Here is a 14,441-nt window from a genome sequence, read left to right as displayed (position 1 = left end):
GCGCTTTGCCTTGTGCTTTGCGTATCAGTGAATTCGCTATATTCCGTTTCTTCATCCTATATAACGACGAGGAGGATTTCCGATGAGTGAAGTACAACAAAAAGCTGGACGCGCCAAGCTCACGACGGCTCTAATGGGCTCCCTGACAACGGAGCAAAAGAACGAGGCCTTGCTGTTAATGGCCGATGCGCTCGTGCAGGAGCAGCAATCGATCATCACCGCCAACGAGGAGGATCTAGAGCGCGGACGCCGCAATGGCACCAGCGAGTCCTTGCTGGATCGCCTCAGACTGAACGAGCAGCGGATTGCCAGCATCGCCGACGGCCTGCGCGAGATTGCCCTGCTGCCTGATCCAATCGGCACGGTGCTGGATCAATTCGAGCGGCCGAACGGGCTGCATATGACGAAGGTGCAGGTACCGCTGGGCGTCATCGGCATCATCTACGAGGCCCGTCCGAACGTCACTGTTGACGCAGCCGGGCTGTGCCTGAAGACGGGCAACGCCGTTGTGCTGCGCGGCGGCTCCTCGGCCATCAGCTCGAACCGCCGGATCGTCGAGGTGCTGCACAGCGCGCTTGACCGATCGGCCATTCCCGCCGATGCGCTGCAATTAATCGAGGAGACCGATCGCGCCTCCGTGGACGAGATGCTCAAGCTGAACGGCCTGCTGGATGTCATCATTCCGCGCGGCGGCGCTTCGCTCATCCAGAATGTCGTGCAGAACGCGACCGTCCCGGTCATCGAGACCGGCGCAGGCATCTGCCATACGTATCTGGACGAGAGCGCACAGCCGCAGATGGCCAGCGACATTGCCTTTAATGCGAAGGTGCAGCGCCCATCCGTCTGCAACTCGATGGAGACATTGCTCGTGCACCGCGCATTTGCTAAGGAGCATCTGCCGCACATCGCCAGCCGGCTCCAGGAGGCTGGTGTTGAGCTGCGAGGCTGTGTCGCAACGCTGCAACTGCTCGGGTCGGGCATCGAGGCCACTGATGAGGACTACGCGACCGAATACAATGATTATATTCTGAATGTACGCATCGTCGATCATCTGGATGAGGCGCTCGCCCATATCGCCCGCTTTGGCACGATGCATTCCGAATGCATCGTCACCGAGGACAGCGGCAACGCCAACTATTTCCTGCAACAGATCGATGCGGCTGCCGTCTACCATAATGCCTCTACCCGCTTTACGGACGGGTTCGAATTCGGCTACGGCGCCGAGATCGGCATCAGCACGCAGAAGCTGCACGCACGCGGGCCAATGGGGCTGCCTGCACTGACCTCTTCCAAATTTCTCATTCGCGGCAACGGTCAGATTAGAGGATAAACGAAAGGAGACGGTACTATGACTGCAAGTGAACTTACTCTATCCGTCAATGCTGGCATCGGCAAGCTGCGCCTCGCCTTCTTCGGCGCCGGCTCGATGGCGGAAGCGATCGTCCGTGGACTGCTGGACCGCAGGCTGACGATGCCTGGTCAGATTGCGATGGTTAACCGCCAGGATCAGGAACGTCTGAAGGAGCTGCATGACCGCTATCATGTCATTACTCCATTCACGGAGGAGGCGAAGCAGAGCAGCCTGGAGCAGGCCGATCTGATCTTCCTCGCCATGAAGCCGAAGGATGCCGAAGCGGCGCTTCGGCACCTCAAGCAGTTCATTCAGCCGCATCAGCTCGTCGTATCGCTTGTAGCGGGGCTGTCGATCCGCACAATCGAACGGCTGCTGGAGATTGATGTGCCTGTTGTGCGCACGATGCCGAACACCTCCAGCACGATTGGTCTGGGCGCAACCGGCCTCTGCTTCTCCGCCAAGGTATCCGAGCATCTACGCAAGCTGTCGGAGGAAATTTTCCGTTCGGTCGGCATTACGGCCATCGTCGGCGAGGAGCAGCTTCTCGATGCTGTTACAGGCTTATCCGGCACAGGCCCGGCCTATGTGTACTACTTGATGGAATCCATGATCGAGGCTGGAAGGCAGCTTGGTCTGGGCGATGAAGCCGCGCGCATCCTGACCGTGCAGACGGTGCTGGGCGCTGCCCATATGGTACAGTCCACCGGCGAGGAGCCAGCGGAGCTGCGCCGCAAGGTGACCTCCCCGAACGGCACCACGCAGGCTGCGTTGGAGCTGCTAGCCAGCCATCAAGTCGGTGAATCGTTCGTCAAGGCCATCGCAAGGGCAGCAGAGCGAGCCGGGGAGCTGGGTGCAATGATCGAAGGAGGCGTCAAGCCATGAGCGGCTATTGCACCGCAACGTACCGCTGCTTTGACGATAAGGCTGACTTCGCGAAGAAAGCCCAATCGATCGCTGTCGGACTAACCGTAGGAAGCTGGACAGATCTACCTGAGGCGCAAAAGGCAAATATGGAGAAGCATCTGGGCGTTGTTAAGAGCGTCGAGGTGCATGAAGCGGATGCTGCTGGCGAGCGCTATGCCGATATTCAGATCGCATACCCGGACATCAACTTCAGCCGCGACATTCCCGCGTTGCTCGTCACCATCTTCGGCAAGCTGTCGATGGACGGCAGGATCAAGCTGCTGGATGTCGACTTCAGCGACGGCTTCCTGTCCGCATTCCCCGGCCCCAAGTTCGGGCTGCCAGGCATACGCGAGCTGCTAGGCGTCCATGATCGTCCGCTGCTGATGAGCATCTTCAAATCCGTTGTCGGGCATGATCTATCTGCGCTTCGCGAGCAATTTTACCAGCAGGCGCTGGGCGGGGTCGATCTGATCAAGGACGATGAAATCTTGTTCGAGAATCCGCTCACCCCGATTGAGAAGCGGGTTGAGGCCTGTATGGAGGCTGCACGGCAGGCAAGCGAGCAGACCGGGCAGAAGCTGCTGTATGCCGTTAACCTGACCGGCCCCACCTCCAGCTTAGCCGACCAGGCACGCAAAGCGATCCGGGCAGGCGCCAATTCGCTGCTGTTTAATGTACTTGCCTATGGCTTTGATGCGCTGCATGAGCTGAGCAGCAATCCAGACATCAGCGTGCCCATTGCTGCGCATCCAGCGATGGCGGGCGCGTTCTACCCATCACCGCATTACGGCATCTCCGCCCCACTGCTGCTGGGCAAGCTGATGCGGATTGCCGGAGCTGACCTGTCGCTATTCCCTTCCCCCTATGGCTCCGTCGTGATGCCCAAGGCGGAAAATATGGCGGTCAAGGCAGCGCTACTGGACCCTTCGCTGCCGGTGCGTCCAAGCATGCCCGTGCCATCCGCAGGTATCCATCCAGGCATTGTGCCGCTCATCTGGCAGGACTTCGGCCTCGATGTCGTGGTCAATGCCGGGGGCGGCATTCATGGTCATCCGCTCGGCACAGCAGCAGGCGGGCAAGCGTTCCGCCAGGCAATCGAAGCGGTAATGGCAGGCGAATCGCTGCATGAGAGGGCAGAGCGCCATCCAGAGCTGAAGCAGGCGATCGAGCTATGGGGAGTGAAGCAATGAATTACAACACATCACGCAAGCAGGTCATCTTCTGCGATTTTGACGGGACGATTACAGTCAATGATAATATTATTGCGATCATCAAGCATTTCAACCCGGACGGCTGGGAACAGATTGCGACCGACGTCATAGCCGAGCGCAAGTCGATTCGTCAGGGAGTTGCCGAGATGTTCCGCCTTCTCCCCTCCTCCATGCAGGAGGAGGTAGTGAACTATGCCATTCATAATGCCCGGATTCGCGATGGCTTTGCTGAGCTGCTGACCTACTGCAAGGAACGGGAAATTGAATTCTATGTCACGAGCGGCGGCATCGACTTCTTTGTCTACCCGATTCTGTCCGACTTTGCGATTCCGAAGGAGCACATCTACTGCAACGGCAGTGACTTTACAGGCGAATGCATCCAGATTACATGGCCGCATCCATGCGATAGCCAGTGCACGAATGACTGCGGCATGTGTAAGACAACCGTCATGCGCCGTTTCCCCTCCGAGCAGTATGAACGGATACTAATTGGCGACAGCGTGACCGACTTTGAGGGCGCCAAGCTCGCTGATGTCGTCTTCTCCCGCTCGCATCTGACGGAGAAATGCCGCGAGCTAGGTCTTGTCTATACGCCGTATGAGACGTTCCATGAAATCATCGCCGCGCTGGAGGCAGGCCGCCGCCGCTGAATGAAGCATAATGCTGCACTGATGAACAGAACTGCAGCACTGCGGCTGACTTTGCCGCGATTCACAATCATGAAAGGCAGGAGCAGACCATGAGTTTTAGCGATATTGCCCTAGAGGACAAGCAACGGGCGCTGGCCGAGCTGAGCGACATCAAGTCGCTGTTCGCCGCCAAAGGCTGGTTCGCGGGCACCAGCGGCAATCTGTCGATCCGGGTGGGCGACTTTGACCCGGAGCAGTTTCATTTTGCCATCACTGCAAGCGGCAAGGACAAATCGCTGCGCACGCCGGAGGATTTCCTGTTCGTTGACCAGCAGGGCAAGCCTTGCGAGCAGACGCGGCTGAAGCCTTCCGCAGAGACGCTGATTCATTGCGAAATCTACCGTCTTACCGGCTGCGGCGCTATCTTCCACACCCACACCGTGTTCAACAATGTTATCTCCGAGTGGTTCTGGGAGCGTAGAGCGGTGCCTGTCGAGGGTGTCGAGCTGATCAAGGCGTTTAATATCTGGGAGGAGGAGGCGAAGATCGATATTCCGATCGTCTCCAACTATGCTGATATTCCGCGCATCGTACCGGAGATTACGGACAGTCTGAACCCTGCCCTGCCCGGCATCCTGCTGCGCAAGCATGGCATCTACGCCTGGGGCGCCAATGCATTTGAGGCCAAGCGCCATCTGGAGGCATTCGAGTTTTTATTTGAATATGTGTATCGGTGGGAGCTGCTTAAAGGGCGCGTTTAATAACTAAGCTCAATAATCGCTCTAGGGATGGACATGATAGCACAGCACTAGGTGCGGCGCGTCCATCCCTACAGCCGAGCACATAGCTATGCCCCCTCCACTCCCCGCTTGGAATATGTATTCCTCAATCCTCTCCTATTGGTTATTTTGCGGCATGCAGGTCATTCGTCAGCTTCGTCTCCACAAGCTCATGATATAGCCCGTTGTGGCTTATCAACTCCTGATGGGTTCCCTGCTCTGCAATAACTCCCTTGTGCATCACTACGATCATGTCTGCATGTTCAATTGTTGATAATCGATGCGCAATGACTATAGTTGTACGACCCTTGACGAGTCTATCCAACGCTTCTTGAACCAGATGCTCCGATCTCGTATCTAAGGATGAAGTCGCCTCATCCAATATTAAGAACGGGGCATTTTTCAATACGGCTCTGGCGATCGCGATTCGTTGTCTTTCCCCACCGGAAAGGCATTTACCCGTTTCACCGATCCTTGTTTGATAACCTTCAGGCAAGCGACGAATAAACTCGTGCGCGTTGGCAGCTTCTGCAGCGGCCCTCACCTCATCTTCCGTTGCCTGTCCGTTTCCAAACCTAATGTTCTCCATAATCGTACCTTCGAACAGCGTGACATCCTGCGGAACATAGGCGATCAGACTTCTCCGTTCTTCTAATGATAGTGCATCCATCGATTGGCCATAAATGTAGATATTCCCACCTTGAAGTGGATACAAACCCATTATCAATTTGGCAATCGTAGTTTTGCCGCTTCCACTCGCACCGACAAAAGCAACATGGCTTCCTTTTTCAATGACCAAGTTGACACGATCAAAAAGGGGTACATCCTGTTTGTAACGAAAACATACCTCTTCTAATCGGATTCCCATCTTATCTGGCAATGTTGTATTTCGTTCAGAAGCATGTAGAGTCTGTGTCTCCTCCTGCTCCTTATGAAGCTGATCGAGTCTAGTGATGCCGACGAGTGAAATTTGGAGTTGTGATAGGTTGCTTCCTATCTGCAAAAATGCGAATGACACATTGATCTGAAGGGAAACGAGCGCTGTCAAAATACCTAATTCGATTGCCCCGTTCATCAATAAAAATGCGCCTAGTACATAAATACCTCCATGGTTCAGGAATCCGATAAAAAAAGCGACCCCCTCCATTTGTCCTTCCTTACGGCCTAACATAAGCCCTAGCTTGGTAACTTGTTTAATGCTTCTCTGGTGCTTACGTCCAATTACTTTGTATAGATTAAACATTCGGATGATGTGCGAACCGCCAATGATGTCAATTAACCTTTGTGTTTCCTTACTTCTCCGACCTTGCATTAACCCGCTAAGCCGGCTTAACGACTTCGAGAACCTCGAGGTAAGAAGGGCAAACGAGACACAAACCAAAAACAGAGGAATCGCCATTTTCCAACTAATCACAAACATAGAGAACAACGATGCCACGATCAACACAAACTGATAAAGAATGGTGCGAAGATGTTCGGAATAAGCGGATTCGATTAGTCGAACGTCATTCGCCATCAAGGAATAAAGCTCGCCGCTGTGGTGTTTATCATAAAAACCGATCGGCAGCCTGACTAATTTGGAGAACAGCTTGTGTCTGATGTCGAACATAACCTCTTTTACAGCAGAATTATAAAGATATACAAAAAAAGGGGAAACGAAGACGAGCAGTAATACAGGTATAAAAAATACAATCATACTTTTGTATAATAAATTGAAATCCAGCTCCACAGCAGAATTAAACATATATTTCCACGCAAAAGCCTGCATAATAATTAGACTGGCCGTAATTGTGCACGAGCCTATCAGACCCATAGCATATCGAATGATCTTGGGCTTCATAAAATGGTACAAGGAAATATATTCGCTCTTTAACCTGATCAATATCATTCTCCTCTTATATCGAGACTTGAAACTGTTTGTTATACAGCTCGAAATACTCGCGGCTATTCTCCATCAAGTATAAGTGGGTTCCCTGAGCGATAATGCCGCCTTCTCCTAATACGAGAATGTTGTCCGCATGAATAATTGTGGATAAGCGATGAGCGACGACCAGAACCGTCCTGTTCTTAAAGATGCGGGTTAACGATTCATGAATAAGTGCCTCCGATTGCTGGTCAAGAGCTGACGTAGGCTCGTCTAACAGGAGCACAGGCGCCTCCTTCAACAATGCACGGGCAATGTTAATTCTTTGCTTTTGTCCGCCAGACAGATTGCCCCCTTTCTCGACGACTGGTGTTAGATATTGCTCAGGCAAATTGGAAATAAACTCATGAGCGTTCGCAGCTTTTGCTGCTTCCACAATCTCATCCACACTGGCATCCAATCTTCCGTAAGCGATGTTTTGCATAACGGTCTCAGGGAAAAGAAACGTTTCTTGCGAGACGATCGCCATCAAGCTTCTGATTTCATCCAGGTTCGTATCGGATAGTAGATTTCCATTGATTCGTATTTCCCCAGATTTCAAGGTATAAAATCCACAAATCAGCTTTAGGATGGAGCTCTTCCCGCAGCCGCTCGCACCAACAAGGGCTACAGTCTGATTCTTTTCGACTCGGAAACTAAGGTTTTCAAATAAAAGCGGTTTGTCCGGGTAACCGAACGATACGCGATCAAATTCAACAGCGTAATGAGTTTCCTGCTCCCTGAGGCTGGATTCATTGGAAGGTTCCCGCGGAGCCGTCAAAATTTCTTCGATTCTGGCTATAGATGCCAAGGTCGTCTTGAATCCCATGAATAAGGAAGGAATTCTAACGGCTGGACCTACGAGAAATTGCATCAAATAAATACACGTCAGTAATTCAGAGGGCGATATTTGTTCGTTTACGCTTAAATATCCTCCGAACAGGATACATAATCCGTAGGGAACAGCCTGCAGTACAAGCTGCAAGGGCGGTATGAAGGACAGTCTCTTCTCCATCTTCATGCTCTTGTGCAAGGTTTGTTGAAGCATCGTATCGAACTTTGCCAACTGCTGTTCCTGCTGGTTAAATGATTTGATGATAGTAGCACCGTTAATCGTTTCCATTAAGACCGAATTCATTTGCCCGAAGTGCTTTTGAATCTCTTCGTTATTTTTTTTCAATGGAGCCGTGATCGCATCCGCGATTTTTAGAAATAAAGGAATGACAACGACACCAACAACGTACAACTGCCAATTTAAATAAATGAAGAACACAGAGGATACAAGGAATACAAACGGTTGATACATAAGATCGGCCATATTTCTCTTGACAAAGTTGTCTACTTCTCCAACGTCCATTGTAAATTTTGAAGCCAACTCTCCCGAATGCTTTGTTTCCAAGCTATCTATTGTCATTCGTTGAATGGTGTGTGATAACTGTCTTTTTAAATCTCCAATGGCCAACGCGCCAAACTTCTCATTTGAACTTTTGACAACATATTTCCCCGCTCCACCCAAAATAATGATTGCAAATAAAATGAGAGCATAACGAAGTAGCATGTTCTGATTATCGCTCGTCAGAGCCTCATTAATCATGTTATTAATGGAGTACGCGACGAACATTTCAATGAATACGATAAAAATAAGGCCCGCTATAGCGAGGAACAACCAATGAATATGCGGCTTAGCGAACCACATTAGGTTCCTGTACATTACTTTAATGCTATTCATCCCATCCCCCTTGACTAGTGCTCTTGGTAACATCCATGCTCATCATGACAAGCGTAAGCGGCTATCGCCTTAAAAAAATAGCCGTCAACCAGTAAACTGTTTGTACCCTACAAACAATCCAAAGTTGACGACTTCACAATAAGTAAAGATCCCCTATTTTAATATTAGGTTGTTATATTGTCAAATATATCAAAACAAATGATTATACTGTATCATAATGATTTTATAATCATATCAATGGCTCAAACCAGAAATCAGCGCTTGACTTGGGCCGAGATGAGACGCTACGGAACAGAGGGTTCTTCCGATCGCTGTTAAAGCCCGATTCCTTTTATTTATATGAGGACTATGGTGGGAATCGGTCTTTAAAGGCGAACACTGACGTTTCTCCAGAATCCCTCCGCCCCTCCGCTAAGCTCTGTTTTCTGTCAAGCACTGATTATTAGGTTGAGCCTTATCCATACGACATAAAAAACTAAACGGCCTCAAACCATTAGAAAATCAGGTTCCAGGCCGCATAATGAAGTTAGCATTTCATATCACATATGAATAAAGGCCATTGCCTTCACTCTTAACTATTACGTCTAACTCTTCCCATTCCGATAGCGCTGCGTATGCGAGCGTGCCTCCTCAACATTGGTAACACGGTTGCGGCTCCACTCCAGCAGGATACGATCAATGTAACGGATATACAGCTTGCCGGAGAACACCGCCTCCTTCAAGGCGAACCGAACCAGCTCGTCCGAATAGCCGTCCTCGTCCAGCCAACTGCTGATCCGATCGAGCTCGAATGGTGATAACGGCCTGCCGAACTCCTGCTCGAATAGCGAGAACAGATTAATAGGCGGCGGCTCGCTGGATGGCTGCTGTGGTACCTTGCTGTCTTGTGCTATGCTGCTGCGCTGCTCGCTCAGATGCAGCTCGGCTGCCTGATCGAACCAGCCTGACCAGTTGTAACGCTCGGATTGAAGCCCCGTCACCGGATCTTCCTCCCCGTCGATGGCCAGCAGTCCTTCCCTCATCAGCCGCCGAAGCAACTGTCCAATCTCCTGAGCGGTCTTGCCCATGCGGTTAGCCAACTGCTCCGGGGTCGGGAATTCAACCCCCTCCGCCTGCTTGAACGCCATCAATTGCAATAATAGCAGCAGCTCCGTGTCGGTCAACCCCAGCTTATGATACGTGCGCAACAAAAGAAGAGGAGCATACACTCCCCCCTCCTGCATCAATGAGGTCAACCCTTCAATACTGTTATTGGAATAAACAGTCAAGCTGTAACCTCCTTCTAAAGCAGCTCTTGCCTTATCCTTATCCTTATCCTTGCACCTTCTCCGCCTCGCGAACCAGCTCATACGTATCGCGCGCAATCAGCAGCTCCTCATTCGTCGGTACAACCAGCATCTGAATGCGCGAGCCAGGCTTCGAGATCACTCTGGCTTCCCTGGAGCGCTGCTTGTTCAGCTCCTCATCCAGCTCCAGCCCGAAGAAGGTCAGTCCCTCACATACTGCTGCCCGCAGACGATCCGAATTCTCGCCCACGCCAGCGGTAAAGATCAGCACATCAAAGCCATTCATCGCCGCTGCGTAGGAACCAATATATTTGCGCAGGCGATAGACATACATCTCGAACGCCAGCGTAGCATTTTTGTCGCCATCATCCATGCCCTGAACAATCTCACGCATATCGCTGCTCAAGCCGGAGATGGCCATCAGACCAGAGTGCTTGTTGAGCATCGAATTCACCTCGCTCAGCGTCAGCTCCTCCTTGGTCATCGTGAAGGGTACGATTGCCGGGTCGATGTCTCCACTGCGTGTGCCCATCATCAGCCCTTCCAGCGGCGTAAGTCCCATACTCGTATCCACCGACTGCCCGCCCTCGATCGCCGTCACGCTCGCTCCGTTGCCGATATGGCAAGAAATCACTTTCATCTCGTTCAATGGCTTGCCGAGCAGCTTGGCCGCCATGTCGCTTACATAATAGTGCGACGTGCCATGGAAGCCATAACGGCGAATCTTGTGGCGACGATACAGCACCATAGGAATCGGGTACAGATAGGCCTTGGGCGGCATCGTCTGATGGAACGCGGTGTCGAACACGACCACCTGAGCCACATCCGGCAGATTGGCGTCAACCGCCGTAATCCCCATCATATGAGCCGGATTATGCAGCGGCGCCAGATCGAACAGATTGCGAATCTCCAGCTTCACCTCAGGCGTCACAATGACCGATTGCTTGAAGCTCTCTCCTCCATGCACGACACGATGGCCAACGGCTTCAATCTCGTGAATCGACGATAATACGCCATACTGCGGGTCAACGAGGATGTCTACCACACGTTTGACCGCAGTGACATGATCCAGAATTTCGCTTACATCGCGCATATCCTGCCGTCCCGGCACCTCATGCGTCAAAATAGAGGAGTCCATGCCGATCCGCTCCACACGGCCGCTTGCCATCACGCTCTCGTCGGTCATATCATAAATCTGGTACTTGAGCGATGAGCTTCCTGCGTTGATAACGAGTATTTTCATATCCGATCCCCATCCTTATTATATTTGAAGAAGCCGACTCCTGTCTTGACCCCCAGGTTGCCTGCGCGAACCATCTTCTTCAATACAATCGACGGACGGTACTTCAGCTCGCCATACTCGCGGAACATGTTCTCCAGCGCAGCCACTACAGCGTCCAGGCCAAAGCGGTCGCACATCTCGAACGGTCCATGCTGGAATGAATAGCCGATCCGCATCGCGCTATCGATGTCCTCAGCCGAAGCGACGCCCTCCTCCAGCACATGCAGCGCCTCGTTAATATGAAGGCAGATGAGACGAGTTGTAACAAAACCAGGGGACTCGAACACCATGACGCTCTTCTTATTAATCGTATCCTCAAGGAAATGCTTCGTCTGCTCGAAGGTCTGCTCTGACGTCTTGAGGCCGCGAACAATCTCTACCACATCAATCTTCGATACCGGATGCACGAAGTGCAGCCCGATGACACGTTCGGGATGCGCGGTTGCCCCTGCCAGCTCAGTCAAGCTAAGCGTCGAGGTATTGCTCGCGATAATAATATCCTCCGGGCAGTGCTCGTCTATCTCCTTCAGTACACTGCGCTTCTCTTCCAAGTCCTCGGTCACCGTCTCAATGACCATCTCGCATTCCTTCAGATCCGACAAGCTGCTTGTCCTGTGAATCCGGTTCAACACCAGCTTCTTCTCTGCCTGGGTCATGGCCCACTTGTCGATCTGCTTATCCAGGCTATGTTCAATCATCGATATTGCATAATCGAGCTTCTCAGGCGTCCGCTCGGTTACATAGACATCCAATCCTTTATTAGCAAGCATCTGAGCAATCCCTTGGCCCATCGTGCCAAGCCCGACAACTCCTACTTTGCGTACCGGCATATCAAATCCCACCTAGCATCTTATAGTCAACAATTTTCATAAGTACACGCCAGCAGGCTTCAACCCGAACGATACAACCCGCCTTATCATATACATTTCCCTGTATACCCTTATTATTATACAAGAAAAGAGGTCAATCCGACAGGATTGCCCCTCCTTTGTAGAAAAAAATTCGGAATTGAACACGTCTTCACACCGGTGTCAGCGCATTATCCGGTTGACCATGCAGTAATTTCCTGAAGCCTTCGCCGCTTAGCGTTTCCTCCTTCAGCAATATATCAAGCGAACCAAGAAAGACATTGCGCTGCTTCAACAGCATAGCCTTCGTCCGTTCCATCAATTGATCCAGCATAGTGGAGCTGATGCTAGCCCAGCGGTCGGGGGTCATCATGCTGCCGTCGATAATCCCCAGCTCCGTCAGCCCGGATTCGACCATCGTGCGCACGATGCCCATCGCCTGATCGAAATCTCCGCGCGAGCCCGTGCTGCGTCCGCCGTAGAAGATTTCTTCGGCTGCCGCCCCGCCCAGCGCGATCATAATTTGTGCCTCCAAGAAATCCTTCGTATACAAATATTGATCCTTCTCCGGGTTATGGCGCACATATCCCATCGCCTGTCCGCGCGGCGACAGCGCCACGGTCGATACACTGCCTGGTCGAACCAGCTCTGCAGCAATCGCATGACCTAGCTCATGAAGCGCAATCCGCTCCCGTTCCTCTCTGGACGCCTCACGGTCGGTCTTCTCTCCCATCATGACCTTATCGATCGCCATCGATAAATGCTGCTGCATAATGGCCTCACGCTTGTCGCGCATCGCATAGATGGCCGCCTCATTCATAACACTCTCAAGCTGCGCACCGGAGAAGCCGAAGGACTCCTCAGCGATTCGCTCCAGATTGGCCTCCTCATGAAGCGGCTTATTGCGCGCATGCAGCGACAGAATATGCAGACGCCCCTTCTTATCCGGCAGATCCACCTGAATGTGGCGGTCGAATCGGCCAGGGCGTACTAGCGCACTGTCCAGCATCTCCTTGCGGTTTGTTGCGGCAATGAGCAGGATACGCGGCGACTCATTCGTATAGATGCCATCCATCTCCGTCAGCAGTTGATTGAGCGTCTGATCATACTCACGGTGCTGGCCTCCGTCGCGCTTGCCCCCGATAACATCAATCTCATCGATGAAGATGACCGCGCTGCTCTTGCCCGACTTCTGCGCCTTTTGGCGCGCCTCCTTGAACAGGTCACGAATTCTGCCCGCCCCTACACCTACATACATCTCAACAAATTCGCTGCCCGATGCCGCAACATAGATCGAGTCTGTGTAAGCGGCGGCGGCCTTGGCAAGCAGCGTCTTGCCCGTTCCTGGCGGCCCGGTCAGCAAGATCCCCTTCAGTGGTCGGATACCTAACCGCGCGATCTCCTCTTGGTTGACCAGAAAATCAAGCGCCTCGATCAGCTCCTGCTTCGCGCGCTCCTGGCCTCCAATCTCCTCAAAGCTTAGCGACCCCGATGGCTTGAGCCCTGAACGCCTGCCACCGTGGGCTGTCGCCAGGTTGCCGCGGCTGCGTACAGCGACGACGAGCAGAGCCAGCACGGCCACAGCGAATAGTACCGGCAGCGTCACAACGCCAATATAGGCCAGAAAGACAATAACACCTACTCCTGTCCCGATGCTTAGTTCCTTCCATAGCTTATTAAGCATGATTCCACACCCCCATCGTAGCTGGGTAACGCGGCAATACAATATATTTTGAAGCCTTGCCGTCCTGCAATGCAATATAGACATTCGAGTCATCCATACTGGAGTAGACCTTCAGGTCAGGGTGCTGCTTGCGCAGCTCCTCCAGCGTGCGGGCTATGCCCGAATACTCCCGCTTCTCCATCGATTCCGCGACAGGGAACAGCAGGGTGGACCAGATTTTGTCCAGCTTCTCGCTAGAATCAGAAGGGAAGCTGACCTTCAACTCGCGGTTGCCGATGACGGAGGCGCCTTGCTTCTTAATCGTCTGCACGACGCTCGCCATATCAGCATCCGGCTTAAGCTTCAATTCCACAGCTACCGTCTGTCCGTTAACGGTGGAGACGGAGGATGCGACACCATCAACTGTATTTACCAGCTTGTCGAGCGGACGCTCAACAGCTACATTTTGATAGAAAAACCATCCGCCAAGCAACAAGACGACCGCAACAGCAGCCGTAATCGCGGTAGGCAACCATTTAATCTGCATAATCTAATCCCCCTCCACTAGTGTAAACGGCTGATGCCGTCCTTGACTGGCAAAGCTTCGTTTCGCGTAGAAATAGAAGATTTCATGTGTAAACGGCTGATGCCGTTTCTTAATGACAAAGCTTCGTCTGGCTTAAATTTAAGAAGGTCAGGAACGATGTGAACGTATATGTTTTCTTCATATATCAACTATAGATGGCTTAACATCTATATCAGAGTATATCATATCAATCTATACGATTGCGGCTGTAAATAAAGGAAGCGCAGAACTCAGCCTAATCGCTGTGTCCTGCGCTTCCTTATTT

12 protein-coding genes are annotated in these 14,441 nt (G+C 52.1%); 5 read left to right on the top strand and 7 right to left on the bottom strand.

Features of this window, described 5'->3' with window-relative positions; translation table 11 throughout:
* Window positions 1–82 precede the first annotated feature (82 nt).
* The 5 genes from ACY1JZ_RS20995 (at window position 83) to mtnB (ending at window position 4,861) form a co-directional block, all read left to right on the top strand.
* Window positions 83–1,330 (top strand): glutamate-5-semialdehyde dehydrogenase, encoded by a 1,248-nt coding sequence (locus tag ACY1JZ_RS20995; protein WP_462630812.1) that lies wholly within the window; start codon window positions 83–85, stop codon window positions 1,328–1,330.
* An 18-nt stretch (window positions 1,331–1,348) separates the two neighbouring features.
* A complete protein-coding gene (gene proC / locus ACY1JZ_RS20990; RefSeq protein WP_270171494.1) occupies window positions 1,349–2,236 on the top strand; it encodes a pyrroline-5-carboxylate reductase in 888 nt (295 codons plus the stop codon).
* On the top strand, window positions 2,233–3,450 hold the full coding sequence (locus tag ACY1JZ_RS20985) for a 2,3-diketo-5-methylthiopentyl-1-phosphate enolase (protein ID WP_462630811.1): 1,218 nt from the start codon (window positions 2,233–2,235) through the stop codon (window positions 3,448–3,450). The genes proC and ACY1JZ_RS20985 overlap by 4 nt, the downstream gene beginning before the upstream one ends.
* Window positions 3,447–4,121, top strand: coding sequence for a 2-hydroxy-3-keto-5-methylthiopentenyl-1-phosphate phosphatase (locus ACY1JZ_RS20980; protein ID WP_462630810.1), 675 nt, complete (start codon window positions 3,447–3,449; stop codon window positions 4,119–4,121). The genes ACY1JZ_RS20985 and ACY1JZ_RS20980 overlap by 4 nt, the downstream gene beginning before the upstream one ends.
* A gap of 89 nt (window positions 4,122–4,210) precedes the next feature.
* Window positions 4,211–4,861 (top strand): methylthioribulose 1-phosphate dehydratase, encoded by a 651-nt coding sequence (gene mtnB / locus ACY1JZ_RS20975; RefSeq protein WP_270172512.1) that lies wholly within the window; start codon window positions 4,211–4,213, stop codon window positions 4,859–4,861.
* 142 nt (window positions 4,862–5,003) lie between these two features.
* On the opposite strand, the gene ACY1JZ_RS20970 is transcribed toward mtnB, so the two are convergent.
* The 7 genes from ACY1JZ_RS20970 to ACY1JZ_RS20940 all read right to left on the bottom strand — a co-directional run bounded on the left by ACY1JZ_RS20970 (window position 5,004) and on the right by ACY1JZ_RS20940 (window position 14,137).
* A complete protein-coding gene (locus tag ACY1JZ_RS20970) occupies window positions 5,004–6,761 on the bottom strand; it encodes an ABC transporter ATP-binding protein (protein ID WP_462630809.1) in 1,758 nt (585 codons plus the stop codon).
* Between the two features lie 13 nt (window positions 6,762–6,774).
* Complete coding sequence (locus tag ACY1JZ_RS20965) at window positions 6,775–8,511, bottom strand: ABC transporter ATP-binding protein (protein WP_462630808.1); 1,737 nt, start codon at window positions 8,509–8,511, stop codon at window positions 6,775–6,777.
* 584 nt (window positions 8,512–9,095) lie between these two features.
* Window positions 9,096–9,779 carry a DnaD domain-containing protein gene (locus tag ACY1JZ_RS20960; RefSeq protein WP_462630807.1) on the bottom strand — a complete coding sequence of 228 codons (684 nt, stop codon included), beginning with the start codon at window positions 9,777–9,779 and terminating at the stop codon, window positions 9,096–9,098.
* Between the two features lie 43 nt (window positions 9,780–9,822).
* The gene (locus tag ACY1JZ_RS20955; protein WP_462630806.1) at window positions 9,823–11,040 is read right to left on the bottom strand and encodes an acetate kinase; all 1,218 of its coding nucleotides are present in this window, start codon (window positions 11,038–11,040) and stop codon (window positions 9,823–9,825) included.
* Window positions 11,037–11,909: a 3-hydroxyacyl-CoA dehydrogenase family protein gene (locus tag ACY1JZ_RS20950; protein WP_462630805.1), complete on the bottom strand. Its 873-nt coding sequence runs from the start codon at window positions 11,907–11,909 to the stop codon at window positions 11,037–11,039. Before ACY1JZ_RS20950 ends, ACY1JZ_RS20955 begins: the two co-directional genes overlap by 4 nt.
* Before the next feature lie 190 nt (window positions 11,910–12,099).
* Entirely contained in the window at window positions 12,100–13,611 is a 1,512-nt protein-coding gene (locus tag ACY1JZ_RS20945) for an AAA family ATPase (protein ID WP_462630804.1), read from the bottom strand.
* Entirely contained in the window at window positions 13,604–14,137 is a 534-nt protein-coding gene (locus ACY1JZ_RS20940; protein ID WP_462630803.1) for a hypothetical protein, read from the bottom strand. The genes ACY1JZ_RS20945 and ACY1JZ_RS20940 overlap by 8 nt, the downstream gene beginning before the upstream one ends.
* Window positions 14,138–14,441 lie beyond the last annotated feature (304 nt).

The organism is Paenibacillus sp. J5 (assembly GCF_054955055.1).
This window is presented reverse-complemented; position numbering and strand designations above follow the sequence as displayed.